This window comes from Arthrobacter sp. Sr24 (genome assembly GCF_054511175.1).
In genome coordinates this window covers 332,809-358,873 of sequence record NZ_JBTNDB010000001.1, presented here as the reverse complement: position 1 = coordinate 358,873, position 26,065 = coordinate 332,809, and the positions used below count along the sequence as shown (strand labels likewise).

The window sequence follows — 26,065 nt, the reverse complement described above, 5'->3', positions numbered from 1 at the left end:
CACAGAAGCGTTTTTACAATAAAAAAGGCCGGCTGCCTGAGGGCAACCGGCCTTTACTAAGACCTAATAATCAGGTCCGTAGGGTGTGGTATTTACCACTTGCCCTTGCTGTTGAAGTTCTGTCCGCCTTCGTGACGGGGACGGCGGTCGCCGCCACCGTGTCCGGTGTGGCCCTGGCTGCCACGGTCACTGCTGAAGCCACGGTCGTTGCCACGGTCTGCACCGCGGTCGTTGCCGCCGCGGAAGCCGCCACGGTCGCCGTCGAACTTCTTCTTGAAGCCGCCCTGGCCGCGATCGTTACGCTCTTCACGGGCCTTGTACGGGGCGCCTGCAGCGCCACCGGCGGGGCGACGGCCGTTGTCCAGTTCGAGGTTGATGAGCTCGCCGCTGATGCGGGTGCGGCTCAGAGCCTTCCACTGATCCTTGCTCAAATCTGCAGGCAACTCGACCAAGGTGTGGTCTGAGCGGATGTCAATGCCGCCGATCTGCGAGGAGGACAGGCCACCTTCGTTGGCAATGGCGCCAACAATGGAGCCGGGCATGACGCGCTGGCGACGGCCTACCGAGATGCGGTAGGTGGCGTTGCCTTCGGTCAGGGTGCGGGTCGGGCCACGTGAGCCGAAGCCGTCCTTGGAACGGTCCTTCTTCTGGTATTCCGGTGCCGCCGGCAGGTCGTTGACGAGCAACGGCTGGCCGCCCTGTGCCATAACAGCCAAGGCTGCAGCAATTTCCGAAGCCGGAACGTCGTGCTCCTGCTCGTAGGATGCGATCAGGTCGCGGAACTTGGCAACGTCCTTAGTGGCCAGAGTGTCCGTGATCCTCTCAGCGAACTTACCCAAACGCAGGGAGTTGATGGTTTCTGCGGACGGCAGGTGCATCTGCTCCACCGGCTGGCGCGTAGCCTTCTCGATGGCGCGCAGCAAGTACTTCTCGCGAGGAGTCATGAACAGAATCGCGTCACCTGAACGGCCAGCGCGACCCGTACGGCCAATGCGGTGAACGTAGGACTCGGTGTCATGCGGGATGTCGTAGTTGATGACATGGGTGATGCGCTCAACATCGAGACCACGGGCAGCAACATCGGTAGCAACCAAGATATCGATCTTGCCATCACGCAGAGCCTCAACGGTGCGCTCGCGCTGCTGCTGCGGGATGTCACCGTTGATGGCGGCAGCCTGGAAGCCGCGAGCCTTGAGCTTGTCAGCCAAGTCCTCGGTGGCCATCTTGGTGCGCACGAACGCGATAACGCCTTCGAACTTCTCAACCTCAAGTACGCGGGTCAGCGCATCGAGCTTGTGCGGGCCCATGACCTGCAAGTAACGCTGGCGAGTGTTGGCGCCGGTGGTGGTCTTGGACTTGACCGTCACCTCGGCCGGGTTGTTCAGGTACTGCTTGGAGATGCGGCGGATCTGGCCAGGCATGGTGGCGGAGAAGAGGGCAACCTGCTTCTCTGCCGGAGTCTGTGACAGGATCTGCTCGACGTCTTCAGCGAAGCCCATACGGAGCATCTCATCGGCTTCATCCAACACCAAGTACTGCAGGTTGGAGAGGTCCAAGGAGCCCTTGGAAAGGTGATCGATGACGCGGCCGGGGGTACCGACAACGACCTGTGCACCGCGGCGCAGGCCAGCAAGCTGCGGGCCGTAAGCGGATCCACCGTATACGGGCAGAACAGAGAAGTTGTCCATGTGCTTGGCGTAAGAGGTGAAGGCTTCAGCAACCTGGAGCGCCAGCTCACGGGTCGGAGCCAGAACCAAGATCTGGGTGTTCTTGGTGGGACCATTGAGATCCATCAGTTCAGCCATGCGAGACAGGGCCGGCACAGCGAATGCTGCGGTCTTACCGGTACCGGTCTGAGCCAAACCAACAACGTCGCGGCCTTCGAGCAACAACGGAATGGTTGCAGCCTGGATGGGCGAGGGCTTCTCGTAGCCAACATCGTTCAAGGCAGCCAGCACGCGGCCGTCGATACCCATGTCGGCGAAAGTCATTTCGTTCTCTTCTTCCACAACAGCGGAAGTTTCAGTCAAGTTTTCGGGCATAGTCAAATCGTCCTCATTCATAGGGCCAAGCGGCGTGGTACGCCGCGGTGGGGAAATCCAGCCGCTTCTCGGCATCCCGGGCAGGATCTCGCGCCATGTGCGCACCATTGGTGCGGCCTCCAGTGTTGAAGTTTCTCAACACTGCATGGCGTTTCTTTGCCGGCAATCCCCTATGAACGCTACTTGCCCGCCAAAAACATGCGGGCCCCAAACACTTCAGGCTCCTGCCTCAAAAATTGGGCAGAAAATAAAAGGAGATACCGGAGTGGGGGATGTTTAAATTGTAGGGCATACCTTAGCGCTGCACTATAGGGAAAGCCGATACGCAGCCGTGAGGTTCGGCACATGGCCTCTTTGCCCTACTTTATCGCCGCTGTTTCTACTGCTGGTCTAGTGCTGATTTGCGGCCAAGATACGGCGGAAATAGGGGCCGTAATGAGCACTCAAGGTGAGCTCTCCGGCGTCGTGCAGGGCTTGTAGGGTATGCACATGCTCAACCGTGGCTGCGCTGAAAAACTTGCCCACCGTAATTCCGTGGTGAGGCACATGCTCAACCACGACGGCGTCGCCCGCCTTAGCATTGCCGGGCTCCAGCACCCGTAGATATGCACCCACGCGGCCAGCGGCGGTGAACCTTTTGACCCACTGCGGCTCCGCCATCCGTTCCCCGAAAGTGGCGCAAGGAACCCGAGGCGAGGTGACTTCCAACAGCGCTTTGCCGATGCGCCAGCGCGTTCCAAGCACGGCGTGGGTGGTCTCAACGCCCCGGGTGCGCAGGTTTTCACCAAAGAGTCCCGGGGTGATGGTGCGGCCCAGTTCGCCAGCCCAGTAGTCGGCATCCTCTTGCGAATAGGCATACACGGCCTGGTCTGGTCCGCCGTGGTTCTCGGTGTCGCCTTGTACGTCACCGAACACTCCGTACTTGCGGAGGCTGACGGGTCCTTCAACGGCACGCTTGTCGATAGCTGTCACGCCGAACCCGGTCTCGGTGGGGATGAGTTGGTGGACCCGGCAAATGGCAAGAATGGTGCCTGCTTGTGGAGCTGTGTCAGTCATAGTTAAACACTAAGGCAGCCCGGGCTTTCCTGCGTCGCAGCGGTTCACGGACCCATTCGCGCACCCGGACTGCACCCGGACCTGCACCTGCACCTGCACCCGGACCTGCACCTGGAACCCTATGCGCCCAACCCGTGGCGGGTCAGGCGCATAAGCGATCCGGCGCCGAACCCGTTGCGGGCTCGGCGCATGAAATCACGCTGGAGCGTCAACCAGCTCCACGTCACCGGAAACATCTGATTCCGAAGCCCAGCGTGGCAAGTATGTTGCTGCGATAGAGGCCAGCACCATCCCGGCGGCCATGACCCACATAGTGAAGGTGAAGCCGTCGATGAACACGGCCGCCTGGCTGGTCCCCTTACTGGCCTCAAGGGAGTTGAAGTAAATTGTGCCGACAATCGCCACGCCAAGGGCACCCGCGAGCTGGCTGGTGGTGTTGAAAAGACCCGAAGCACTGCCAGCAAACTTAGTGGGGACCTCGGAGAGGACGAAGATGCCCACGGGCGCCACGACCATACCGAAGCCAGCACCACTTAGCGCCAGGCCAGCCAAAAGGTGCCACGGAGTGACGGTGCCACCCACGGATTGAACCGTGAAGATCAACACCACGAAGCCAATAGCAATGACCAGCGGTCCCAGCTGCAGCACTACACGGCCAATCTTTTTAGCCAAGATCGCGGCGGAAATACCGGCCAGGATCGGCACCATGATGGAGAACGGCAGCATGGTCAGCCCCGCCTTGAGAATGGGGTATCCAAGACCGATCTGTAGGAACAGGGTCTGGATCAAGAAGAAGCCGTTCATAGGAATGAAGAACAGGAACATCATGACAATACCGGCCGCAAAGGGCCGACTTTTGAACAGCGAAACAGCCACCAATGGCTCGCCTCCGCGCTTCTCCTCACGGCGTTGGAGCATGACGAATCCAGCGAGCACCAACACCCCAAACACCATGGAAAGGTAGGTCCACAGCGGCCATCCTTCCTCACGTCCCATGGTCAGCGGGTACAGGATAGCCATCATGCCCACAGCCAGAATAACGACGCCGGACAGGTCGAGTTTGTGACGGACCGGCGCCTTGGATTCGGGGACAAACTTGATCGCACAGATCACGGCGAAGATGCCAACGGGGATGTTGACGAAGAAGATGGTGCGCCAGCCCCAGCCGAATAGGTCCGCGTCAGTGAGGACGGCGCCCAGGATGGGTCCGGACACGGCGGCAACGCCAGCTAGTGCGGAGAATCCAGCCATGGCGCCGGCCCGTTCGGACGGTTTGTACATAACCTGCAGGCTGGAAAGTACCTGCGGAATCATCGCTGCCGAGGCGAAACCTTGAAGTGCACGCGAGGCAATGAGCATCTCCGGGTTCATGGCCGCACCGCACAGGACGGAGGCAACAGTGAAGACGATCAGACCAATGATGAAGATCTTCTTGCGTCCGTAAATATCGCCCAAACGGGAACCGGTGATCAGGCCAATGGCCAAGGCGAGCGTGTAAGAAGCCACCATCCATTGCAGTTCTGCATTCTGGGCACCCAAGGCACGCTCAATGTCAGGCAGTGCGACATTGACGATGGTTGCGTCCAGAAGTTCCATGAACGACGCCATGAACAAAGAGATGAGGGCGATGGTGCGTGCCTTGCCAATGGGCGGGGCAGAATTCATGCAGTTTTCCTTGGAAAGTAAGCTGAAGGTGGGTGGACTCATGTCCCTGCTCGACGCTGACGAGCTGGGACACCAGTGCCTTGCAATTCTGCCACTAATTCTCCGGGATTTTTCCCAGAGGGTTCCGCAGAGCGGTGCCGGTTTAAGGGGCGAAGCGGTACCCCATGCCCGCTTCGGTCAAGAGGTGAACCGGCGCTGCGGGATCGCGCTCAAGCTTCCGCCGGAGCTGGGCCATGTAGACCCGCAAATAGTGGGTTTCCTTCGCATAAGCTGGCCCCCACACCTCGGTGAGGATCTGTTGCTGGCTAATGAGACGGCCGGGATTACGGACCAAAAGTTCCAAAACATTCCACTCGGTGGGTGTCATCCGCACCGGTTCACCGTGCCGTAACACCTGTTTATTGGCCAGATCCACGGTAAATTCAGCCGTCTCCACCCGCGGCTCTTCAGTCTGTGCACCTGAACGTCGCGTGGCCACCCTGAGCCTGGCCAGCAGCTCATCCAAGCCGAACGGCTTTGTCACATAATCGTCGGCTCCGGCATCCAGCGCCTCCACCTTGTCGTGGGATCCGTGCCGGGCCGAGAGCACGATGATGGGTACCTCCGTCCAGCCGCGCAGGCCCGCAATGACCTCCAGCCCGTCCATGTCTGGCAGCCCCAGATCAAGAACGACGACGTCAATCGCCTGGGTTTGAGCGGCGGCCAAGGCCGTGGTCCCGTTCGGGGCCGGCACCACCGTGTAGCCGTGGGCATGCAAGTTGATTTGCAGGGCCCGCAAAATCTGGGGCTCGTCATCAACCACTAAAACTGTTGTCATGGCAAAGTCCTCACAATGTCCTCATGATCCCGGTGGAAAGAGGCATCCGAATGATCATGGTCAAACCTCCACCAGGAGTTTGTGCCGCTTCCAGCACGCCTCCCATAATCTCGGTAAAACCTTTGGCAACTGCCAACCCAAGGCCCACACCTGTGCCGCCCTGAGGGCCGTAAGAGACATCATCGAGGCGCTGGAAGGGCATGAACATGGCCATGACCTCGGCTGCGGGAACACCCTTGCCATGGTCTACTACACGCAACTCGCTGGCAGGGTGACCGTTGATGGTGGCACTGCCGCTGCCACCTACTGCGCCCACCACCACGATTTCGGAGTTCGGGGCGTACTTCACTGCGTTCTCTACAATGTTGGCAATGACCCGCTCAAGTAGGCCGGGGTCGGCGTCGATGGCTGGCATATTGGGTGGCAGGTCCCGGCGCACCCGATCCGCGGGGACCCCGTGCAGGGCGGCGGGAAGGACCTCTCGCCAGGTCACCGGCCCCACAATGGGACTGACCAATTGGGCGCTCAGACGCGACATATCCAACAGATTGCCCACCAGCGCCTCCATCCTGTCCGAATAATGCTCGATGGTGCCCAACAGTTCGGCTTCATCCTCGGGGCTGAAGGTCACATCGCTCTGGCGCAGGCTACTCACGGCCAGTTTAATGCCGGCAAGAGGAGTGCGCAGATCATGGGAAACCGCCCGTAAGACAGATGTCCTAATGTTGTTATCTTGGCTCAACTGCTGGTTCTCACGCTGAGTGACATTGAGAGCCTCTCGCTGCTCCAACGCCAAGAAGTGGGCACCAAAAGCACTCAGCAGACGCCTGTCGCTGGCCAGCAGTACCCGCCCAGAAAGCCCCAGCATCCAACTCTCTGACACTTCTTCAAGGTTGTCGGCCTGCTCGGGAATTTGCGGGGGCGTATCCCCCACGGAGGCTTCCAAGCTCCAGCCGTTGCCGTCCTGGGTTCCGGATTGGGTACCGCGAAAAAGGGTCACCGCACGCATGGCAAAGTGCTCCCTCACTTGCTCCAGCAGCACCTGAACGGTGTCCTGGGAGGCAAGGATTCCACGGGCCAGTTCACTCAAAGTGGCGGCTTCGGCACCGGCCCTGATCGCTTCCCGCGAGCGCCGTGCAGATTGATCAACTGCCAAGGCAACAGCCACTGCCACCAACAGGAAAACGGCCAGTGTCAACAAATTTTCCGGGTCGCTGATGTTCAGAGTTCCCACGGGAGGTGCCGAGAAATAGTTCAGCAGCAAGCTCCCCCACACGGCGGCAAGCACCGCCGGCCACAGTCCGCCCACCAGGGCAACGGCGACTGTCGCCGCCAGCTGGGCCACCATGGTGGTCTGCAGGCTCAAGGCACCCATGAACATTTCCACCAGGATGGGGAGCACCACTGCCAGGATAAATCCGGCAATGACACGTTTTTGGTTAAGCTCACCGCGGTTGCGCACCGGTCCGCCTGAGCCACTGAGCGGGTGCGGGACCATATGCACATCCATGTCCCCAGCGCCCCGCACCACCCGAGCACCTACCCCCGGGCCGTTGAGGAAGCCCAGGGGTGGTTTGCGGCGCGAGGAACCAATAACTATTTGGGTGGCACCCACATTCCTGGCAAAATCCAGCAGCGCCGCCGCAGGGTCCGCACCACCCACAAAGTGGTAGGTGCCACCCAGATCTGTCACCAGTTGCCGCTGACCTTCAAGGGCCGTCGGCGCGTCCCCGGCAACGCCGTCGGAGCGGGGGACGTGCACGACCAATAATTCTCCGCCACTGACCCGGCTGAGGATCCGGGCCGCGCGGCGCAGCAGTACTTCGCCCTCTGGCCCGCCTGGCAGCCCCACCACAACACGTTCGCGGGTGGGCCAGCTGGTGGCGATGCCGTGACTTTCTCTATAGGCAGCCACTCCTTCTTCCACTCTGTCTGCCAGCCACAGCAGCGCCAGTTCGCGCAAGGCCGTGAGGTTTCCAAGCCTGAAGTAGTTGGCCAGCGCGGCATCCACTTTGTCGGCGGCATACACATGGCCCGTACTGAGCCGCTGGCGCAGCAGTTCCGGCGGGATGTCCACGAGTTCTATCTGCTCGGCCCTGCGGACAACATCATCCGGCACGGTTTCTTGCTGGCGGACCCCGGTAATGGTCTCCACCACGTCCCCCAGCGAGGCCAGATGCTGGACGTTGACAGTTGAGTACACATTTATCCCTGCGGCCAGGAGCTCTTCCACATCCTGCCAGCGCTTGGCGTTGCCCGCCCCGGGAATGTTTGAGTGGGCGTATTCATCCACTAGGGCCAAGGCCGGACGCCGTGCCAAGAGGGCAGCGACGTCCAACTCCGCAAAATCAGTGCCTCGGTAGCTGATGACATGGGCCGGCAGCACCTCGAGTCCGGCTAGTTGCGCGCGGGTTTGCTCCCGGCCGTGGTCCAAGACAATGCCTGCCACCACGTCTACACCTGCCGCGGCTTGGGCATGGCCTTCCTCAAGCATGGAGTAAGTCTTACCCACCCCGGGAGCTGCACCAAGGAAGATCCGCAATATGCCGCGCGTCATAATTTATTCTCGCAGGCCTTTAGCAGTTTTCTGCACAGCCGCCAGGGCTGCGTTCAAGGTGGTGGTGTTCACTGATGACTGGCCCAGAAAAGCATTCACCCCGGCGCTCGTATTCTCCTCAATCAGTTCCTGCACAGCTGCTTCGCTGAGCCCATTGACGGCCGCCACCCGCGGCACTTGCAGGGTTGCGTAGGAAGCGGAAATGTCAGGATCCAGCCCCGATCCACTGGCCGTGACTGCGTCGATGGGCACATCGCCCGGTGCGGCTTTCTCCCGAACGGCCACCTCTGCCCGGTTGGTGGCAATCGCCTCCACCAGCGCAACCTGGTTGGGTCCGAGGTTGGTGGCCGACGACGTCGACGGGTCCCAGCCCACCGCCGAAGGCCGCGGGAAGAAGTAGGCGGTGCCGGTAACCGGCTGGGCCAGCAGCGAGGACCCCGCAGCCTGCCCGCCGGTGGTGATGAGGGAACCGTTGGCCTGGGCCGGGGCCACTACCTGGCCCACGCCAAAGATCAGCACCGGATAGGCCAATCCCAAGAGCAGGGTGGCGCACAGCAGGAACCGCAAAGCCGTGAAAAGTTGACGGAAGTAGGCGTTCATATTACTGACCAATCGTGGGGATGAGGGAGACCAGCAGGTCGATGAGTTTGATGCCGATAAATGGGGCAATAACGCCGCCCAGGCCAAAGATCAGCAGATTTCTCGACAGTGCACGGGCCGCCGAGACAGCCCGGTACTTCACCCCGCGAAGCGCCAACGGTACCAACGCCACAATCACTAGGGCGTTGAAGATGACGGCGGAGAGGATGGCGCTCTCTGGTGAGGCCAGCCCCATGATATTCAGCAGTCCCAGCCCGGGGAAAGTGGCCGCAAACAGGGCCGGCACAATGGCAAAGTACTTGGCAACGTCGTTCGCCACCGAAAATGTGGTCAGCGATCCGCGCGTAATCAGCAATTGCTTGCCTATGCCCACAATGTCAATGAGCTTGGTGGGGTCCGAATCCAAATCCACCATGTTGGCCGCTTCCTTGGCCGCACTGGTGCCCGAATTCATGGCCACACCCACATCAGCCGCAGCCAGCGCCGGCGCATCATTGGTGCCATCGCCCGTCATGGCCACCAGCCGCCCAGCCTCCTGCTCAGCCTTGATGACGGCCAACTTGTCCTCCGGGGTGGCCTCGGCAACAAAATCATCCACCCCGGCCTCAGCGGCGATAGCGGCAGCGGTGATCTTGTTGTCCCCGGTGATCATGATGGTCTTGATACCCATGGCCCGCAGTTCGGCGAACCGTTCCTTCATGCCGGGCTTGACCACATCGGCCAGGTGAACCGCGCCCAAAACGTGCGCGCGCTCGCCGTCGTATGTGGCCACCAACAGTGGGGTGCCACCAGTCGCGGAGATCTTCTGCACGGCCCTTTCGAGTTCCTGGGGCAGGGATCCGCCGCGTTCCTTTGCATAATGTTCGACGGCGGACGCGGCACCCTTGCGGACTTCTAGAACCGACAGGCCCGGGTTGGCCAGGTGCCCCACCGGCAGGTTGAGCCCGCTCATGCGCGTGACGGCACTGAACTCGATCACGTCAACATCCGGGGTGAGCGTTGCGGTTGCATCTTGCGCCGCCGCCTTCTCCGGATCCTCGGCCAACTCCACAATGGAGCGACCCTCGGGTGTTTCGTCTGCCAGCGAGGACAAGCGGGCCGTCTCGATGAGCAGCTGCTGGTTCACGCCGTCGGCCGCTATGAAGGCGACGGCGCGGCGATTGCCATAGGTGATGGTGCCGGTCTTATCGAGCAGGAGGGTGGTGATGTCGCCAGCTGTTTCCACGGCCCGGCCTGAGGTGGCCAAGACGTTGCGCTGGATGAGCCGGTCCATGCCAGCGATGCCGATAGCCGGAACCAGGGCACCGATGGTGGTGGGGATGAGGCAGACCAGCAACGCCACCAGCACCACCGGGCTGGGAAGTGCGTTGGCGAAATTCGCTAGGGGGGCCAGCGTCATGACGGCGACCACGAACACGATGGTCAGCGAGGCGAGCAGCACGTTCAACGCGATCTCATTCGGCGTCTTTTGCCGGGTGGCGCCTTCCACGAGGGAGATCATTCTGTCCAGGAACGTCTTGCCGCTGGCCGCCGTGATGCGGATGACAATCCTGTCTGAGAGCACCATGGTGCCGCCGGTCACGGAGCTTCTGTCCCCGCCTGATTCTCGGATGACGGGGGCGGATTCGCCGGTGATGGCTGATTCGTCCACGCTGGCTAAGCCTTCTATGACGTCACCATCGCTGGGGATCAGATCCCCAGCTTCACAGATGACAATGTCGCCCACCTCGAGATCGGTGCCGGCCACCAGCTCCTCTTCATACGCTGTGATTCCGTCACCGTCCCGCCCCGCGCCGGACGCACCGACGGGCACCAAGGCCCGGGTCCGGCGTCGTGCCATGACTGAGGTGCGGGCGGCGCGGAGGCTGTCAGCTTGGGCCTTGCCACGGCCTTCGGCGATGGCCTCGGACAGATTGCCAAACAACACCGTCAACCAGAGCCACACCGTGACAATGATGGAAAATATTGCCGAGTCGGAGCCAATTGCCAGCTGCTGGATACTCACGGCGGTGCAGACAATGGAGCCGATCAGCACGGTGAACATGACCGGGGACTGGATCATTTGGCGGGGATTGAGTTTGCGGAAAGCCAGGGGCAGCGCCGCCAGCAGTGTGTCTAGCTTCATTTCAGGAGTCCTTCTGCAGCCGGGCCCAGGGCGAGCGCGGGGAAGTATGTAAGTGCGGTGAGGATCAAGGAGATGCCGCCCAGCAGCACGGCAAAAAGCGGCCCGTGCGTGGCGAGTGTTCCCGTTGTTGCAGGGATTTTGCGTTGCTTGGCCAAGGAGCCTGCGAGCGCCAAAACCAGCGCTATGGGCAGGAAGCGGCCTATGAGCATGGCCAGCGCCAGCATGGTGGCAAGCCCGGGACCTGAGCTGGTGATGCCACCAAAGGCGGAGCCGTTGTTGTTCGCAGCGGAAGTGAAGGCGTACAGGATTTCGCTAAATCCGTGCGGGCCTTCGGCGGGGGCAGCCGCTGCAAGCGCGGGGGTTGCCACGGTGATGGCCGTGCCCAGCAGAACCAGAGTGGGGGTAACCAGGATGTACAGGGCTACCAGCTTCATCTGGGGTGCGCCGATCTTCTTGCCCAAGAACTCCGGGGTGCGCCCCACCATGAGGCCGCCAATGAACACTGCCACCACCGCCAAGATCAGCATTCCGTAGAGGCCTGAGCCCACGCCGCCGGGAGCAATCTCGCCCAGCATCATGTTCAGCATGGCCAAGCCGCCAGCCAGAGGCGGCAGGGAATCGTGGGCCACGTTGACGGCGCCGGTTGAGGTCAGGGTGGTGGCGGTGGCGAACAAGGCGCTGAGTGCAACGCCCAGACGCTGCTCAAATCCTTCACCCACACTGGTGCCGTTGCCGGTGAAGGCGCCGATAGCCCACGCCATCAAGGTGGTGGAAGCCAGCCAAAACGCCACCATCACTGTTAGTACTGTGTAACCCTGACGTGGCTCGCCCACCATGCGTCCGTACATGGCCGGCAGGGAAAACGGAATCACCAAGATCAAGAAAACCTGGAACAAGCTACTGAAGGCCGTGGGGTTTTCAAAGGGATGAGCCGAGTTGGCGTTGAAGTAGCCGCCACCGTTAGTGCCCAGGAGTTTGATGGCTTCCTGTGAGGCCACCGGTCCACCCGGAACCGTCTGCTGGGCACCGGTGACGATGGTCTGGATGCTGGTGCCACCGAAGTTCTGGATGACGCCGGTGATCATCAGGACCACCGCTCCAATGACTGCCATCGGTAGCAGGACGCGCAGGGTGCCGCGTGTGAGGTCAACCCAAAAATTGCCCAGATTGCTGGTTTTGGCCCTCGTGAAGCCGCGGATCAGGGCCACCACAACCGCCAGCCCCACAGCTGCGCTGAGGAAGTTCTGCACAGCAAGCAGCATCATCTGGATCCCGAAGCCAAGAGTGGTTTCCGGGACATATGTTTGCCAGTTGGTGTTGGTGACGAAGGAGACTGCCGTGTTCATGGCAACCCAGGGGTCAACGGCGCCCAAGCCCTGATTGAAAGGCAAGATTCCCTGCAGCAGCTGGCCAAGGAACAGCACCGCGATGGAAATTATGCTGAATGCCAGCAGCGAGCGCAGATACACCTTCCAGTGCTGGTCGGCCTGCGGGTCGACCCCGGAGATTTTGTAGAGTCCGCGTTCCACCGCCAAGTGCTTGTGACTGGTGAATGTGGTTGCCAAGTACTTGCCGAGGGGCTGGTGCAGGGCAGCTAGCGCCACGATCAAGACGGCCAGCTGGGTGGCCAGCGAGAAAACATTAAGGTCCATGGTGTCCGCTCACCACTTCTCGGGGCGGATGAGGGCAACCAGCAGGTACGCCAGCTGAGCCAACCCCACCAGCCCCAAAATTAGCCACGTCACTAAATCCACAACAATCCTACTTTCACAATGTGCGTTGATATCTTGTCTCAATCGCACACCCGTGACGTGGGCTTGGAGCTGATCTTTACGTGTTCTTTACGCTGCTTAGGGCAATCTTGACGGCTTCCTGACAGCTAGCGGGGTGCGCCGGGAGGCCTTCGGCACTTAGGAGGAGAATCCGCCGTCGGACTTGATCAGTTGACCCGTCACCCAGCGGCCGCCGGGCGAGAGTAGAAAGGTGACGGTCGGCGCCACATCTGCTGGCGTACCCAGCCGCCCGCCCGGCTGCAGCGCGGTCAACGCCGTGCGGGTTCCGCTATCCATCCACCCGGTATCGACGGGGCCGGGGTTGAGCACGTTGGCGCTGATGCCCTGCCCACCCAACTCCCGGGCGGCGGCAATCACGATCCGGTCCAGAGCTCCCTTGGAGGCGCCGTACGGCAGATTGAACGCTGTGTGGTCGCTGGTCAGCGCAACAATCGCACCGCCGTCGTGCGTTGTCTGGCGAGCGAACGCGGCGATCAGCTGCCAACTGGCGCGCGTATTGACGGCGAAGTGGCGCTCAAAACTCTCCAGCGACGTGTCCAAGATCCCCGAGTCCACCGATTCACAGTGCGAGAGCACCAAACCCGTCAGCGGCCCGGCATCCTGTGCGATCGTTTGCATGAGACGTTCGACGCCGGCCGGGTCACCTAGATCTGCTGGCAGCGACCACACGCGGGCGCCGGTTTCCTCAAGTTCGGCGGTGAGCCTGGTGACATCATCGGGCTGAACACCCCACGGCATGCGTTCATCGTAGGGCTGCCAGTAAGTGAAGACCAGATCCCAACCATCAGCTGCGAGCGCCCGGGCAATGCCAGCCCCAATACCAACGGTTCGGCCCACACCTGTGATGAGCGCTGTTTTCTTATGCATCGCACCAGCCTACGGTGAGGGCGCTACGCCGTGCCCCACGTTGCTAGGTCCAGACGGCTGGTAGCTTGGAAACATCCACAGACCGCAAGCGAAAGGCAGTCATGAGCAGCTCTCAGCCCACCCCCACTCCCGGATTTATCCCTGGCCGGGTGACTCGCAGGGCGGCTGCTCCGGCAGGCAAACCAGGTTCTGTTCCGATCAAGCCCGGCGCTGCTCCCAGCAAACCCAGCAAACCCAGCAAGGGCGCCAAGAAGCCGTTGGCTGCTGCCCCGAAGCCGGATACCGTGAGCATCAGCGCCGCTATCCGTGAGGCTGCCGCCGCTGCGAAGAAGCGAGTTCTGGCCATCACCAATGCCCATGTGGTGCCGGTGGAAGGGCAGCCGTTTGATGGAACCGTACTGGTAGAGGGTGGCAAGATCCTTGCTTTGGGCGCTTCTATTCAGGTTCCCGAGGGCGCCGATGTGCTGGATGCGCAGGGCCAGTGGCTGCTGCCAGGTTTCATTGACGCCCACGTACATCTGGGCATGGACCCGGAGGGCGAGCTGGGATCCACGAGTGACGTCAATGAGATGACTCATCCGGTTATGGCTGGGGTTCGGGCTATCGACGCCGTGGATCCCTTTGATCCGGGTTTTGACGATGCGCTGGCTGGCGGCATCACCACCGTCAATGTCAACCCCGGGTCCGGGAATCCCATTGGCGGGCAGGCCATTGCGATGCATACGCATGGGCGTTACATCGAGGAGATGGTGTTGCGCTCCCCCAGTGGCGTGAAATCGGCCCTAGGCGAGAATCCCAAGACAGTTTATGGCGACAAGAAGCAGACCCCGTCTACCCGTTTGGGTACTGCGTTGGTGATTCGTCAAGCGTTCATGGACGCCCAGAATTGGATGGCCAAGCCAGAGCCGCGCCCGCGTGACGCGCACATGGAAGCACTGGCCATGGTGTTGCGTCGTGAAATTCCGTGGCGTCAGCACTGCCACCGTGCCGACGACGTCGCCACCGCTATCCGATTGGCCGATGAGTTTGGCTATGACTTGGTCATCGACCATGGAACTGAGGCCCACGTCTTGGGCGATGTTCTGGCCGCACGGGGCACTCCGGTGCTGATTGGCCCCTTGTTCACCACCAAGTCCAAGCCCGAACTGCGAGCCCGATCCATCGCCAACCCGGGCAAGTTGGCGGCGGCCGGCGTCGAAATTTCCATCATCACCGACCATCCGGTGGTTCCCATCAACTTCCTCGCCCACCAGGCCAGCTTTGCGGTCAAGGAAGGTTTGGACCGGACCACTGCCCTGCGCTCCATCACGATCAACCCGGCCAAGGTGTTGGGCCTCGCCGATCAGATGGGCTCACTGAAGGTTGGCAAGAACGCTGATCTAGTGTTGTGGAGCGGTGACCCCCTGGATGTGATGCAGCGGGCCATGAAGGTCTTCATTGGTGGCAAGCCTGTTTACACGTACGACGCCGTCCTTTTTGAACCGCTACTCCGTGAGGCCTAGGCCGGGAGCTGCAGAACCGCTCCGGTGAAGATCAGATCCTGGTGGATCACGGTGTCCACATTGGCCTGGTAGAGGGCATTCCAGCCGCCTTCGATGCCGAGCTTCTCGGCAATGATGGCCAAGGTGTCACCAGATTCGATCGTGTAGGTCTCGCCGCTGAGCGCAATCTGAACGGCAGCCGGGGCCTGCTCTACCGGAGCTTGAGGGGCCTGCTGAACCGGAGCCTGCGCTACTGGAGCCTGCATTGGAGCCTGCTCAATCGGGGCCACTTCAACGGACTGAGCTGCTACGGGAGCCGGCGCTGCTGGAACGGCGGCCGGCGAGTAAGCCTGTCCGCCACCACCGCTCAGACCAAGCTGGGCGGCACATGAGGGCCATGCACCCCAACCCTGACCGGCTTGAACGCGCTCGGCCACCGCAATCTGCTGTTCACGCGTGGCATTCTCCGGAGCGCCGACACCGCCAAAGCCAGCCCACGTGCTCGGGGTGAACTGCAGTCCACCCGAGAATCCGTTGCCGGTGTTGATGGCCCAGTTTCCGCCACTTTCGCACTGCGCTAGGGCGTCCCAGGTACTTCCATCGGCGGCATTAGCACCGGTTCCAGCAACGGCCAGCCCGCCACCGACAAGTGCGCCAGCGGCTAGTACGCGGACAGTGTTTCGTGCAATTTTAGAATTCTTCATCGATGCGTTCTCCTGAAGGTCACCTGTGCTCCATCCGTCCCCGGACATCTGCGCGCCACCGTCCAACCTATAGATCTGGAGGTTGTTTCCGGAGCCTTCCCAATGACGGTGTGCGGTGCAGGAAGGCCCGGGCAATCGTGGGGGCAAAGTGTGCCGCCCGCCCAGAAGGGCATAACCCAGCCTAAAACGATACCAAATCGATATGCAAATCAGGTAACTGTTACCTAACTGTCATAACTTTTAACAGGTTGATGGTGTATGAAAACGGCCAGTGCTTTTTGGTGCCCCGGCAAACAACAAACGCTATCGCGGCAATGGCTGAATTTTTGCGAACCCTCTCGCACTGAGTGCGAGAGCGTTCTCGAAAAACTGACCATTGCTGCGATAGCGTCTGAAGGCGGCGGTGAAGGTGGCGGTGCAGGCGGCGGTTGTGCGAGTGGAGGGACTACGACAGGGCGTTCAGGGCCTGTTCTAGATCTGCCAACAAGTCAGCCACGTCCTCGATACCTACGGATAAACGAATCAGGTTTTCCGGCACGGCCAACTCGGTGCCCTTGACAGAGGCGTGAGTCATGTCAGAGGGGTAGTTCATCAGCGATTCAATGCCGCCCAGGGATTCGGCCAGCGTGAACAGATGCGTGGATTCAGCTACCTTGCGTGCAGCAGCCTCGCCGCCCTTGAACTGCACCGAGATCATGCCACCAAAGCCGCGCATCTGCTTAGCAGCCAGCTCGTGACCCGGATGGGAAGGCAGGCCCGGGTAGAGTACCTTCTCAACCTCGGGCCGGGTCAGCAGCCATTCGGCAATTGTCTGGGCGTTGGTGCAGTGGCGGTCCATACGGACGCCGAGCGTCTTGAGCCCGCGCGTGGTCAGCCACGCTTCCATCGGCGCCGAAACGGCGCCAACAGCGAACTGGACGAAGCCGATCTTCTCGGCAGCTTCGGCGTCAGAGAGGATGACGGCGCCACCGGAAGCGTCCGAGTGCCCGCCAATGTACTTGGTGGTGGAGTGCACCACAATGTCGGCACCCAGTGCGAGCGGGTTCTGCAGGTACGGCGAGGCAAAGGTGTTATCCACCACCAGCAGCGCACCGGCGGCGTGAGCAACAGATGCGAGCGCGGCGATGTCGGTAATCTTCATCATCGGGTTCGAGGGGGTCTCCACCCAAACCATCTTTGTGGCACCCTCGGGCCCTCCGGCGGTGACAGCGGCAGCCAGCGCATCGGCGTCGAACATGTCCACAGCAGCATTGCTGATGCCCCACACGGACAGGACCCGGTTGATGAGCCGGTAGGTGCCGCCATAAACATCGTTGCCCATGATGATGTGATCGCCGGGAACCAGCAGTGCGCGGATCAGTGCGTCCTCAGCGGCCAGACCGGAGGCGAAGCTGAACGCGAAGTCGCCACCTTCCAGTGCGGCGAGCTGGGTCTGGAGAGCGTCGCGGGTGGGGTTGGTGCCGCGGCCGTATTCGTAGCCGTTGCGCAGCTTGCCGATCCCGTCCTGAGCGAACGTGGTGGTTTGGTACAGCGGCGGAATGACCGAGCCGGTGGTGGGATCGGGGGTCTGTCCGGCATGGACGGCGCGGGTGTTGAAGCCTTCAGTCATGGTGTTCTCCTTGCAAATCAGTGGCACATCAAAAAAATCAGTCGACAAATTAGTCGTTGAGGTAAGTCAGTAGATCGTGACGGGTCAGCACGCCAACCGGCGCCCCCACAAACGTCACCATGAGCGCGTCCACGTCCTGCAGTTTGGCACGCGCGGCAGAGATTGGTTCCAGCGAGCCGATGATGGGCAGCAGCGGCTGCATGTGTTCGGTGATGACGTCCGTCAGTTTGGCCTCGTGCCGGAACAGCTTGCCGGTCAGGGTGCGCTCATCAACCGAGCCGATCACCTCACCCATCACCACAGGAGGTTCGGCGGAAAGCACGGGAATCTGCGAGACGCCGTATTCGCTCATCAAGTTGATGACGTCGCGGACGGTTTCATTCGGGTGAATGTGCACCAGCGCCGGCAGCTCCCCAGTTTTGGCCTTGAGCACATCGCCAATGGCGGGCTCGTCGGTGACCTTCAAGAAGCCGTACGACTGCATCCACTTGTCATCGAAAATCTTGGCCAGGTAGCCACGTCCGCTATCAGGCAGAAGCACGACGACGACGGCTTCCGGTCCCAGATCCTTCGCAGCTTCCAGCGCGGCCACCACGGCCATGCCGGAGGAACCTCCCACGAGCAGGCCTTCTTCGCGCGCCAAGCGGCGGGTCATGGCGAAGCTGTCATTGTCCGTGACGGCGATGATCTGGTGCGGCACGCGCTTGTCGTAGGAGTCGGGCCACATGTCCTCGCCCACGCCTTCCACCAGGTACGGGCGTCCCGTGCCACCGGAGTAGACAGAGCCTTGGGGATCAGCGCCGATGATCTGGACCTCGCCGCCGTCTTCGGCGGGGCGGTCCGCAGAGGCCTCCCTGAGGAAGCGGCCAGTACCGGAGATGGTGCCGCCGGTGCCCACGCCAGCCACAAAGTGGGTGACCTTGCCTTCGGTATCGCGCCAGATTTCCGGGCCAGTGGTTTCATAGTGGCTCAACGGGCCGTTCTGGTTGGAGAACTGATCCGGCTTGTAAGCGCCGGGGATCTCCCTGACCAAGCGGTCTGAGACGCCGTAGTACGACTGCGGGCTATCGGCTGCGACAGCCGTGGGCGTGACCACTACCTCGGCGCCGTAGGCCGCCAGCACCGCGCGCTTATCCTCGCCCACCTTGTCCGGCACCACGAACACACAGTTGTACCCGCGGGCTTGGGCCACCATGGCCATGGCCACACCGGTGTTGCCGCTGGTGGGTTCCACCACGGTGCCGCCGGGGAGGATTTTGCCTTCTTTGGCAGCCTCATCGAGCATCTTGACGGCGATGCGGTCCTTCGCGGAACCACCCGGGTTCATGTACTCAAGCTTGACCAAAATGGTTGCGGCGATACCCTCGGTCACCTTGTTCAATTTCACCAAGGGAGTGTTGCCAATAAGGTCCAGGACAGAGTTCGCATACTTCATACACCAAACGTAGTACCCCGCCGCGGAACTGGCCAAGACAGGTTACTCTTTAGCGCTTTGGGCGCAATAAACTGTGGAGCATGTTCACAGCCGCCGATCCTCCCCCGGAGCATCCGCAACGCATCCTCGTTGCCGGCGTTTCTGGAGCGGGCAAATCCACTTTTGCCCGGCGCCTGGCCACGTTGCTTGGGATGAAGTACACGGAGTTGGACAGTCTGTTCCACGGGCCCAACTGGGAGCCGCGCGCCCAGTTCCCGGACGACGTCGACCGGCTCACCCAGGCGCCCACCTGGGTTACGGAGTGGCAGTACACGGGCGTGCGCCGCCTCTTGGCGGAGCGTGCGGACACTCTCATTTGGTTGGACTACCCGGTGGCCGTCTCCATGCTCCGGCTGATTCGGCGCACGGTCCGGCGCCGGCTTCGGCGTGAGGAACTCTGGAACGGCAACTATGAAGGCCCGCTCTGGGGAATCTTCACCGACTCCGATCACATCATTCGGTGGGGTTGGCGAACCCGGAACTCGCTCAGGACGTTGGTGCCGACGCTGGATTCCGCCAGTTCGGGGCTTCACGTGGTGCGGTTGCGGTCCCCGCGTGAGGCGGAGTCTTGGCTGGGTCGCTTGGCATCCTCGACGACCACTGAGCAAGAACGCCCGGGGCAGAATCAGCGCCCAGGACGCCAGTAGAATCCTCGCCCGCCCCCAACTATGATCCGCGGCGTCGGAGGCGGGCCGGAGCAGAGAGCCGGGTCTAGATCAAACCATCCGAGAGGTTGTTGGGTGTGCCGAAGCGGTGGGCGGTGATGCTGACGGCCTGCTCGTGCAGGAACGGCAGCATCTCCACACGCCCAGCTTCCGTCACCGAACCGTGGTAAATGGCCAGGTCAGGGCGGCCGCCAGTTGCCTCGTATACAGCTGAGGCATCGCCGCCAATGAGACGGATGCGCCCGGCACCGAAGCGCCGCGCATGAGCCAGCCACTCGGATTCGTTCTCGGCGGTAACGGTGATGCGCAGGCTCAGCAGCAGGGCCTTGACAGCACTGGGAAGTTCGACGCCGGAGGAGACTTCCGGGGTAGCCCCGGCCACGATGCCTGCCGCAAGTACGCGCATGAGTTCGGCAACCGAGCCGCCTTCGGCTAGGCGAACCAGCGGGTTCAACGGCAGGTAGCGGAACACGTTCCGTTCGGCCGACAAGGCAGAGACATCGCGGGCAACGCCAAACTCACAAGCCCAAGCTGCTGCATCGCTGTGCAGTGAGCGCTTCAGGAAAGCCTGCTCATCGGAGGACAGATCAGAAGCTGCGTTGAGCATCTTGCGGGCATAATCACCCAGCGGTGCGGTTGCCGATGACGGGGCCGGCGTCCAGGAGCCCAGTCCTACCAAGTAGTTGGGTCCACCTGCTTTGGTACCTGCACCGACGGCCGATTTCTTCCAACCACCGAAGGGCTGCCGCTGCACAATGGCACCGGTGATGCCGCGGTTGACGTACAGGTTTCCGGCCTGGACGGTGTCCAGCCAGAGACCAATCTCCGCAGAGTCGAGGGAGTGCAGGCCGGAGGTGAGCCCGTAGTCAATGGCGTTGACCATGGCGATGGCTTCTTCAAGCGTGGCGGCCGTCATGATGCCTAGGACCGGGCCAAAGAACTCCGTCAAGTGGAAGTGCGAGCCGGCTTTGACGCCAGTGCGAACGCCCGGGGACCAGAGCTTGCCGGTGTCATCCAGCTGGCGCGGTTCAATGGCCCAGCTCTCGCCAGCGTCCAAGGTGGTTAATGCGCTCAGCAACTTGCCGGCGGCCGGTTCAATGATGGGCCCCATCTGGGTGGTCGCCACCGAAGGGTACCCAACGCTGAGGCTGGAGGCCGCGTCGATGAGCTGATTGCGGAAACGCGCCGATTGAGCCACGGATCCGACCATGATGACCAGCGATGCTGCCGAGCATTTCTGGCCCGCGTGGCCGAATGCCGACTGCACAACATCGCGCGCAGCCAAGTCCAGATCGGCGCTAGGGGTGACAATGATGGCGTTCTTACCGGAAGTCTCAGCCAGCAAGGGCAAATCGGTGCGGAAGCTGCGGAACAGTTCTGCGGTTTCGTAGCCACCGGTCAAGATGACGCGGTCCACGGCCGGGTGAGACACCAGTGCCTTGCCGAGTTCGTTCTCGCCGAGCTGGACCAAGGCCAGCACTTCGCGAGGAACACCGGCATCCCAGAGGGCCTTGATCATGAGAGATCCGCTGCGCTGGGCCTGTGGTGCTGGCTTGATGACCACGGCGGAACCGGCGGCCAAAGCGGACAATGTGGAGCCGGCTGGGATGGCCACGGGGAAGTTCCATGGCGGGGTCACCACGGTGAGCTTCGCTGGGACGAAGGTGGCGCCGTCGACCGTTTCTAAATCTTTGGCACGCTCAGCGTAGTAGTGGGCAAAATCCACGGCCTCGCTTATCTCGGGATCGGACTGATCCAGCGTCTTGCCGGTCTCGGAGGCCATAACCTCCATGAAATCGGCGCGGCGGGTCTCCAGGAGATCACCGGCGCGGTGCAAAATGGCGGCCCGCTGCGAACCACTCATGGCACCCCACGCCGCGCCGTGTTCAAGCGCGGTGGCCACGATGCTGTTCAGCTCGTCCAACTCGGTGACAGTGGTCTCGGCGACCAGATCATTGCCCAGAATTGAGCCGGGAATCCGGGCCAGAATCTCCTTGCCCCACGCCTGGTTGGGCACTAACGAGGGGTCGGTGTCCGGGGTATTGGCGAAAGAATCCGTGGCAGCAGGCACAGCGGGGAGGTTGCGGTCCTGGACACGGTTAGTCGGCGGAACTGCGGTGTCCAGCTCGGCCAGAGAAGCCAGAAAGCGTTCCTGCTCACGTGTAAAGAGGGCCTCATTCTCGGAGAGTTCGAAGACGGCAGACATGAAGTTGTCTTGGCTGGCGCCCTCTTCTAAACGCCGGATCAGGTACGCAATGGCGACGTCGAACTCGCCCGGGTGAACCACGGGTGTGTAGAGCAGCAGCGAGCCCACATCCTTGCGGACTGCTTCGGCCTGACCGGTGGCCATGCCCAGCAGCATTTCAAACTCGAGGACACCGGTGGTGGTGTCAATGCCGCGCTGCTGGGCGAGCAGCCACGCGTGCGCTACGTCGAAGAGGTTGTGCCCGGCCACACCAATATGGACATTATTGATGTGCTCGGGGGTCAGCGCGTAGTTCACAATTCGCTTGTAGTTGCTGTCGGAATCCTGTTTGGTGCCCCAGGTAGCCAACGGCCAGCCGAAGACCGATGCCTGGACCTGTTCCATGGGCAGGTTGGCGCCCTTCACGATGCGGACCTTGACGGCGGCGCCACCCTCGGCGCGGCGGGCTGCGGCCCACTCCTGCAGTTCAATCATGGCGGCAAGGGTGTCCGGCAGGTAGGCCTGAAGGACAATTCCGGCCTCGAGGTTCTTGAACTCGGGCTTGTCCAAAATGCGCTTGAACACCGCGATGGTCATGGTGAGGTCTTTGTATTCCTCCATGTCCAAGTTGATGAATTTCGCCTTGGCGAAGGAGTTGGCCAGCGTGTACAGCGGGGTCAGTTTCTCAACGATGTGATCGACCGCGTCTTCGAAGGCCCACGGAGAGTGGGGAGCCACGGTGGAGGATTCCTTGATGGAGACATAGTCGACGTCGTCCCTCGCCAGGAGCTTGAGGGTCCCCTCGAGGCGGCGGGCGGCTTCGCTCTCGCCCAATACTGCTTCTCCGAGCAGGTTCACGTTGAGGTCAACCCCGTCCTTGCGGATCTTAGCGATGGCCGGGCCCAGCTTGGCGTCGGTGGCGTCAACGATGAGGTGGCCCACCATCTCTCGGAGCACCTTGCGGGCAATCGGAATGACCAGCTGCGGGAGGATTGGGGCCATCACGCCACCGAGCCGAACGGCACTGCGCATGTACCACGGCAGGAAGGCCGGAACCTTGGGCGCCAAGATGGCCAGGTTGCGGGCGGCGACGGCTAAATCCTCGGGACGGACCACGCCGTCAACAAAACCAACTGTGAAGTCGAGCCCGTTAGGGTCTTTCAAGACACCGGCCAGGCGCTGGGCCGAAACATCGGCAGGGAACGTAGCGGCCTCGCTCAGCCAGTGCCGGACAAGAGCAATAGTTTCCTGAGCAAGATCGTTGCTGGGAACCGGGATATTCGCGGCGGTGGCCGCAGTGACGGTGCTTGTCATGATATTTACGGGCTTCTTTTCTGCTGGTACCTGATGAGGTGGCGGTGCGCGGGCACCGCCACTCACGGCTGTGTTTCGCGTTACGTTTAGTTCCAGTATGGAAGCAATGTTCAATTAGCAAAAGTGGTGATTTATGATGATTACTCAACATGTTTCCTAACCAATTTTGGAGATGTCATGCTCGAGCTGAAACGGCTGCGATTGCTGCGTGAATTGCACATTCGCGGGACCCTGGCCGACGTGGCTGCGGTCATGCAGTACAGCCCTTCTGCCGTGTCTCAGCAACTGGCTTTACTGGAAAAAGAAGTGGGCGTTCCACTGTTCCGCAAGGTGGGCCGGCGCGTGCAACTCACGGCCCAGGCGGAGATTTTGGTGGAGCACACAGCAGAACTTCTGAAAACGTTGGAGCGCGCCGAGGCTGATATGTCAGCGTCGCTGACCACCGTGACCGGCACGGTCAAGCTGGCGGTCTTTCAGTCGGCGGCGCTGGCATTGATGCCGGATATGCTCACCGCAATGGCGCTGAGGTACCCGGATGTCCGTATTGAGATGGTTCAACGGGAACCCGAAACGGCTTTGCACGAGACGTGGGCCAGAGACTTCGATCTTGTCGTCGCCGAACAATACCCTGGCCACGTAGCTCCGCTGCAACCGGAGTTGGACCGCGTAGTGCTCACGACCGACGCCATCCGGCTCGCTGTCCCGGCTGCGGATGTTATTGGTGGAATGAGCCGGCTCCGCGCCGAGCCCATCAGCACTATTGCGGACACCGAACACTTTCCCTGGGTCATGGAACCTCGCGGAGCAGCATCGCGGCACTGGGCTGAACAAGCATGCCGGCAGGCGGGGTTCGAACCCGATGTGCGGTTCGAGACAGCAGATCTGCAGGCTCAGATCCGACTCATAGAATCCGGCAATGCCGTGGGGCTCATGCCCGATTTGATGTGGACCGGCCGCCCAACTCCGGTGACCCTAATCGATCTACCCGAAGCGCCTCGCCGCACTATTTTTACTTCAGCCAGACGCTCCTGCCGGAACCGACCCGCCCTGCTTGCCTGCCGAGAATTACTGCAGCAGACAGCCGAAACCCTGGCTTCAGCCGAGCCTGTCTCCGACCCACCCTCCGGGCACGGATTTTCTGACCCAGCGTAAGATTCCTAAACCCGAGGGTCGCGCGCCTCGAACCAGTCCGGAGGCGTGACCCCATCAGGCAGCTTGGCGGGTAGCGGTACAGTATTGCTTGGCGGCAGGCGGTCCGGTCCGCGTCTTCTCCAGCTGTTCGGCGCTGGTATCCATGCGTTTGGCGAGAATGCGGAGCTCTGCCGGATCCGGTCCCTACTCAGGGAGGTTCGACGCCGGCCAAGCAGCCTCAGTGAGCCAGTTCCCTCACGATGGGACCGAGCAGGCGACGCATGGAACCGGGGTTCGACTGCACATCGAGACTCATGAGCACGTGGTTGGGTGCTACCTGATGCAACCACTGCCCCGCGACCGGCAGAATCCGGAATTCAAGGGTGAAGGGGGCTGCCTTGTGGCCCAACTCTTTCTCGATTGAACGCACCAACTTGGGCAGTGTCACCCCGGCCTTGCCCCGGCCGATCCACAGTTCTTCCATTTCAATTTGTCTGGCATTTTCAGCCGTCTCTATAGCTTGGGGCAGCCACTTCTCCACAGCCTGCCGGAAGGTCGGCGAGCGCTCCTCGAGCAGCAGGCCAGCTACCTCGGAAATGGAAGCCCTGCTGTTTACCAGCGCCTCAAACCAGTAGGCCCATTCATCGGCCAGAGTATTGTCCCCAGCAGGTCCGGTGACGGGGATCTGCTGCGGCACTTCAGGCGATAGGGGCGGCACAAAGAAGGGTTTCGTGGCGGGCAGTCCGTAGACATCGCGGAGGTACAGGGCCACACTCAACGACCAGGACATGCCACCATTGGCGTGCCAACCCTGAGGTCTGCGCTCGCTCTCCACGCTTCTTTTCCACATAGCTGCCCCCTCGCCGCCGTAACATCTACGCCCAGCCTAGGTCCGGCGTCGTACCTTGGCCACAGCAAAGGACTACGCAAGCTCCAACAATTCCCCGACCTCGCAGTCCAACGCCTGACAGATAGCCAGCAACGTGGAGAAGCGGATGGCTTTGGCCCTGTCATTTTTCAGGACGGAGAGGTTCACAATGCTGATGTCCACGAGCTCCGCAAGACGGGTCAGGGTCATGCCGCGCTCCACCAGCAGCTCATCAAGACGGCAATGGATCCCCGATTCTTCGTCGTCGGCCATCAGATCAGCCCTGCCGCATCCTTTTGGACCTTGCTGCCTTGGCGGAACAGCTCGGCCACGACCATGAGTGCCAGGGCAATACCTATGGGCCAGAAATTGAATTCCCAGTGGTACGCCACGGACGGCATGCCCACAATATTGTGGATGTCAGTCCAGGCAATCGTTTCGCTGCTCAGCTCCCACACAGTGGCCCCGAGCACCTGATGCGAGGCCAATGTACCCCCAACTAGCTGACATATTTGTCCAAGAACTCCGCCCAGCAAAACCACACCGGCAACTTGCCGCATACCGCGGACGAGCTTGGTTCCGAACAGCGTCTGGTGGATCAGCGCCACGCACATTCTGGCGATAATTAGCCCCACCATCACGGCCATGGCGGCCTCGAGAAGCACCGCCCCAGCAAGCCAAAGCCGTGCAAATATATCCAGGCCGTCAACACTGACAGTGGCCTGTGTAAACCCGCCGTCAACCACGGAGGCCAGAGGCGTCTGAATATCCGCATTCTCCGGGAGCACAGGCCAGAATTGCTCGACCGGCAAATCCACTGTGACATTCGGGCCCCACAGGGTAGTGGCAGCCTGCAGCAATCCGCCCAGTGTGCATCCTGCCACATACAGGAGGGCCACAATGCGAGTTATTTTGGCGACCTTGAGCGCTTCAGTGGATTCAGTGGCTTCGGGGCCTTTGCCTCGCTTTACACTGAAATAGACCAACCCGGCCACGCCAAGCAGACCAATCGCTACTACAAATACCCAGAATGACATCATGACAACTCCTACTAGGTTAACGATTACCGATATTATCGGTAATCGTTAACCTAACAAATTGGGTCGCTTGTG

At 61.3% G+C, this 26,065-nt stretch carries 20 protein-coding genes; 3 read left to right on the top strand and 17 right to left on the bottom strand.

The window, feature by feature from the left end:
- Positions 1–92: 92 nt before the first annotated feature.
- The 10 genes from ACX80D_RS01775 to ACX80D_RS01730 all read right to left on the bottom strand — a co-directional run bounded on the left by ACX80D_RS01775 (position 93) and on the right by ACX80D_RS01730 (position 13,522).
- Positions 93–2,042 (bottom strand): DEAD/DEAH box helicase, encoded by a 1,950-nt coding sequence (locus ACX80D_RS01775; protein WP_459320834.1) that lies wholly within the window; start codon positions 2,040–2,042, stop codon positions 93–95.
- 390 nt (positions 2,043–2,432) lie between these two features.
- Positions 2,433–3,098 carry an MOSC domain-containing protein gene (locus ACX80D_RS01770; protein ID WP_459320833.1) on the bottom strand — a complete coding sequence of 222 codons (666 nt, stop codon included), beginning with the start codon at positions 3,096–3,098 and terminating at the stop codon, positions 2,433–2,435.
- A 195-nt stretch (positions 3,099–3,293) separates the two neighbouring features.
- Positions 3,294–4,763 (bottom strand): MFS transporter, encoded by a 1,470-nt coding sequence (locus ACX80D_RS01765; protein WP_459320832.1) that lies wholly within the window; start codon positions 4,761–4,763, stop codon positions 3,294–3,296.
- Between the two features lie 142 nt (positions 4,764–4,905).
- Entirely contained in the window at positions 4,906–5,580 is a 675-nt protein-coding gene (locus ACX80D_RS01760) for a response regulator (protein WP_459320831.1), read from the bottom strand.
- A gap of 10 nt (positions 5,581–5,590) precedes the next feature.
- Positions 5,591–8,137 (bottom strand): DUF4118 domain-containing protein, encoded by a 2,547-nt coding sequence (locus ACX80D_RS01755; RefSeq protein ID WP_459320830.1) that lies wholly within the window; start codon positions 8,135–8,137, stop codon positions 5,591–5,593.
- A 3-nt stretch (positions 8,138–8,140) separates the two neighbouring features.
- Positions 8,141–8,737 carry a K(+)-transporting ATPase subunit C gene (kdpC, locus tag ACX80D_RS01750; protein WP_459320829.1) on the bottom strand — a complete coding sequence of 199 codons (597 nt, stop codon included), beginning with the start codon at positions 8,735–8,737 and terminating at the stop codon, positions 8,141–8,143.
- Between the two features lies 1 nt (position 8,738).
- Positions 8,739–10,862, bottom strand: coding sequence for a potassium-transporting ATPase subunit KdpB (kdpB, locus tag ACX80D_RS01745; protein ID WP_459320827.1), 2,124 nt, complete (start codon positions 10,860–10,862; stop codon positions 8,739–8,741).
- Positions 10,859–12,514, bottom strand: a complete 1,656-nt coding sequence (gene kdpA / locus ACX80D_RS01740) for a potassium-transporting ATPase subunit KdpA (protein WP_459320826.1) — start codon at positions 12,512–12,514, stop codon at positions 10,859–10,861. Before kdpA ends, kdpB begins: the two co-directional genes overlap by 4 nt.
- Before the next feature lie 9 nt (positions 12,515–12,523).
- Positions 12,524–12,616, bottom strand: a complete 93-nt coding sequence (locus tag ACX80D_RS01735; protein ID WP_459320825.1) for a potassium-transporting ATPase subunit F — start codon at positions 12,614–12,616, stop codon at positions 12,524–12,526.
- A 156-nt stretch (positions 12,617–12,772) separates the two neighbouring features.
- Positions 12,773–13,522, bottom strand: a complete 750-nt coding sequence (locus tag ACX80D_RS01730) for an SDR family oxidoreductase (protein WP_459320824.1) — start codon at positions 13,520–13,522, stop codon at positions 12,773–12,775.
- 101 nt (positions 13,523–13,623) lie between these two features.
- Here ACX80D_RS01730 and ACX80D_RS01725 point away from each other — a divergent pair, with 101 nt between their 5' ends.
- Positions 13,624–15,024 carry an amidohydrolase gene (locus ACX80D_RS01725; RefSeq protein ID WP_459320823.1) on the top strand — a complete coding sequence of 467 codons (1,401 nt, stop codon included), beginning with the start codon at positions 13,624–13,626 and terminating at the stop codon, positions 15,022–15,024.
- Here the strand turns inward: ACX80D_RS01725 and ACX80D_RS01720 are convergent.
- From ACX80D_RS01720 to ACX80D_RS01710, 3 genes are all read right to left on the bottom strand, one after another.
- On the bottom strand, positions 15,021–15,707 hold the full coding sequence (locus ACX80D_RS01720; RefSeq protein ID WP_459320822.1) for a transglycosylase family protein: 687 nt from the start codon (positions 15,705–15,707) through the stop codon (positions 15,021–15,023). The two genes, ACX80D_RS01725 and ACX80D_RS01720, sit on opposite strands and share 4 nt — an antisense overlap.
- Positions 15,708–16,152: 445 nt before the next feature.
- A complete protein-coding gene (locus tag ACX80D_RS01715) occupies positions 16,153–17,316 on the bottom strand; it encodes a cystathionine gamma-synthase (RefSeq protein WP_459320821.1) in 1,164 nt (387 codons plus the stop codon).
- 49 nt (positions 17,317–17,365) lie between these two features.
- The gene (locus tag ACX80D_RS01710; RefSeq protein ID WP_459320819.1) at positions 17,366–18,751 is read right to left on the bottom strand and encodes a cystathionine beta-synthase; all 1,386 of its coding nucleotides are present in this window, start codon (positions 18,749–18,751) and stop codon (positions 17,366–17,368) included.
- Positions 18,752–18,831: 80 nt separating this feature from the next.
- Here ACX80D_RS01710 and ACX80D_RS01705 point away from each other — a divergent pair, with 80 nt between their 5' ends.
- A complete protein-coding gene (locus ACX80D_RS01705; protein WP_459320818.1) occupies positions 18,832–19,437 on the top strand; it encodes a P-loop NTPase family protein in 606 nt (201 codons plus the stop codon).
- A 64-nt stretch (positions 19,438–19,501) separates the two neighbouring features.
- Here ACX80D_RS01705 and ACX80D_RS01700 read toward each other — a convergent pair whose 3' ends face one another.
- The gene (locus ACX80D_RS01700) at positions 19,502–22,954 is read right to left on the bottom strand and encodes a bifunctional proline dehydrogenase/L-glutamate gamma-semialdehyde dehydrogenase (protein ID WP_459320817.1); all 3,453 of its coding nucleotides are present in this window, start codon (positions 22,952–22,954) and stop codon (positions 19,502–19,504) included.
- A 177-nt stretch (positions 22,955–23,131) separates the two neighbouring features.
- Between ACX80D_RS01700 and ACX80D_RS01695 the strand changes: the two genes are divergently transcribed.
- Positions 23,132–24,106 (top strand): LysR substrate-binding domain-containing protein, encoded by a 975-nt coding sequence (locus ACX80D_RS01695; RefSeq protein ID WP_459320816.1) that lies wholly within the window; start codon positions 23,132–23,134, stop codon positions 24,104–24,106.
- A 217-nt stretch (positions 24,107–24,323) separates the two neighbouring features.
- Here ACX80D_RS01695 and ACX80D_RS01690 read toward each other — a convergent pair whose 3' ends face one another.
- The 3 genes from ACX80D_RS01690 to ACX80D_RS01680 all read right to left on the bottom strand — a co-directional run bounded on the left by ACX80D_RS01690 (position 24,324) and on the right by ACX80D_RS01680 (position 25,993).
- Complete coding sequence (locus tag ACX80D_RS01690) at positions 24,324–24,935, bottom strand: hypothetical protein (protein ID WP_459320815.1); 612 nt, start codon at positions 24,933–24,935, stop codon at positions 24,324–24,326.
- A gap of 72 nt (positions 24,936–25,007) precedes the next feature.
- The gene (locus tag ACX80D_RS01685) at positions 25,008–25,226 is read right to left on the bottom strand and encodes a helix-turn-helix domain-containing protein (protein WP_459320814.1); all 219 of its coding nucleotides are present in this window, start codon (positions 25,224–25,226) and stop codon (positions 25,008–25,010) included.
- Entirely contained in the window at positions 25,226–25,993 is a 768-nt protein-coding gene (locus tag ACX80D_RS01680) for a hypothetical protein (RefSeq protein ID WP_459320813.1), read from the bottom strand. Before ACX80D_RS01680 ends, ACX80D_RS01685 begins: the two co-directional genes overlap by 1 nt.
- Positions 25,994–26,065 lie beyond the last annotated feature (72 nt).

Coding starts and splice junctions, on each gene's coding strand:
- ACX80D_RS01775 (WP_459320834.1), bottom strand. CDS start 2,042: ATGCCCGAAAACTTGACTGAAACTTCCGCTGTTGTGGAAGAAGAGAAC.
- ACX80D_RS01770 (WP_459320833.1), bottom strand. CDS start 3,098: ATGACTGACACAGCTCCACAAGCAGGCACCATTCTTGCCATTTGCCGG.
- ACX80D_RS01765 (WP_459320832.1), bottom strand. CDS start 4,763: ATGAATTCTGCCCCGCCCATTGGCAAGGCACGCACCATCGCCCTCATC.
- ACX80D_RS01760 (WP_459320831.1), bottom strand. CDS start 5,580: ATGACAACAGTTTTAGTGGTTGATGACGAGCCCCAGATTTTGCGGGCC.
- ACX80D_RS01755 (WP_459320830.1), bottom strand. CDS start 8,137: ATGACGCGCGGCATATTGCGGATCTTCCTTGGTGCAGCTCCCGGGGTG.
- kdpC (WP_459320829.1), bottom strand. CDS start 8,737: ATGAACGCCTACTTCCGTCAACTTTTCACGGCTTTGCGGTTCCTGCTG.
- kdpB (WP_459320827.1), bottom strand. CDS start 10,862: ATGAAGCTAGACACACTGCTGGCGGCGCTGCCCCTGGCTTTCCGCAAA.
- kdpA (WP_459320826.1), bottom strand. CDS start 12,514: ATGGACCTTAATGTTTTCTCGCTGGCCACCCAGCTGGCCGTCTTGATC.
- ACX80D_RS01730 (WP_459320824.1), bottom strand. CDS start 13,522: ATGCATAAGAAAACAGCGCTCATCACAGGTGTGGGCCGAACCGTTGGT.
- ACX80D_RS01725 (WP_459320823.1), top strand. CDS start 13,624: ATGAGCAGCTCTCAGCCCACCCCCACTCCCGGATTTATCCCTGGCCGG.
- ACX80D_RS01720 (WP_459320822.1), bottom strand. CDS start 15,707: ATGAAGAATTCTAAAATTGCACGAAACACTGTCCGCGTACTAGCCGCT.
- ACX80D_RS01715 (WP_459320821.1), bottom strand. CDS start 17,316: ATGACTGAAGGCTTCAACACCCGCGCCGTCCATGCCGGACAGACCCCC.
- ACX80D_RS01710 (WP_459320819.1), bottom strand. CDS start 18,751: ATGAAGTATGCGAACTCTGTCCTGGACCTTATTGGCAACACTCCCTTG.
- ACX80D_RS01705 (WP_459320818.1), top strand. CDS start 18,832: ATGTTCACAGCCGCCGATCCTCCCCCGGAGCATCCGCAACGCATCCTC.
- ACX80D_RS01700 (WP_459320817.1), bottom strand. CDS start 22,954: ATGACAAGCACCGTCACTGCGGCCACCGCCGCGAATATCCCGGTTCCC.
- ACX80D_RS01695 (WP_459320816.1), top strand. CDS start 23,132: ATGCTCGAGCTGAAACGGCTGCGATTGCTGCGTGAATTGCACATTCGC.
- ACX80D_RS01690 (WP_459320815.1), bottom strand. CDS start 24,935: ATGTGGAAAAGAAGCGTGGAGAGCGAGCGCAGACCTCAGGGTTGGCAC.
- ACX80D_RS01685 (WP_459320814.1), bottom strand. CDS start 25,226: ATGGCCGACGACGAAGAATCGGGGATCCATTGCCGTCTTGATGAGCTG.
- ACX80D_RS01680 (WP_459320813.1), bottom strand. CDS start 25,993: ATGATGTCATTCTGGGTATTTGTAGTAGCGATTGGTCTGCTTGGCGTG.